This window comes from Aquabacterium soli (assembly GCF_003933735.1).
GTDB lineage: Bacteria > Pseudomonadota > Gammaproteobacteria > Burkholderiales > Burkholderiaceae_C > Aquabacterium > Aquabacterium soli.
This window is the reverse complement of sequence record NZ_RSED01000069.1, coordinates 1-784: the sequence shown is the minus strand read 5'-3', so window position 1 is coordinate 784 and position 784 is coordinate 1. Positions and strand designations below refer to the sequence as shown.

The 784-nt window shown below is 64.4% G+C and carries 1 protein-coding gene; it reads left to right on the top strand.

The window, feature by feature from the left end:
* Window positions 1–784, top strand: a 784-nt coding sequence (locus EIP75_RS23830; RefSeq protein WP_158622974.1) for an IS110 family RNA-guided transposase, incomplete at both ends; no start/stop codon positions are given.

Sequence of the window (784 nt, the reverse complement as noted above, 5' to 3'; positions counted from 1 at the left end):
GGCATCGACGTGCTGCTGCTGCCGCCGGCTTATATCCGCGCCTACGTTCGGCGCAACAAGACGGACGCGGCCGATGCGGCGGCGCTGCTGGAAGCTGCCCGCAACAGCGACATCAAGCCCGTGCGGGTCAAGACGGTCGAGCAGCAAGCCCTGCAGGGGCTGCACCGAACGCGCTCGCTGTGGATGGGGCAGCGCACCCAGCAGATCAACGCCATGCGGGGCTTTTGCCGCGAGTTTGGCCTGCACATTCCTGTGGGGGCCAAGAAGGGCCTGACGCAGATGGCGGGGCTCATTGGCGACGTTGAAAGCGCGTTGCCGCAGATGTTGCGCCCGGCCATGAATCTGCTGCTTGATCAGGTGCGCCAGATCGAAGCGCGCATCGAAGAGATCACCGCGCAGCTCAAGGAGGTCGCCCGTCACAGCGCTGGCTGCAAGCTGCTGATGACAGTGCCCGGCATCGGCCTGATGACCGGCACGGGCATGACGGCTGCCTTTGCCGACGTGATGCACATGCAAAGCAGCCGTCACTTCGCCAGCTGGTTTGGCATCACCCCGAAGGAGAACTCTTCGGGCAAGAGCCGGCGATTGGGACGCATCAGCAAACAGGGCGATACCTACCTGCGCATGCTGCTCGTTCACGGTGCCAGAAGCGTGCTGCGAGCGGCCGTGGTGGCTCAGGCGGCAGGCAAGAAACTCGATGCCCTGCACGAATGGGCCTTGCAGGTACTGGCCAGAACGAACCACAACAAGGCAGCCTGTGCGGTGGCCAACAAGCTGGCGCGCA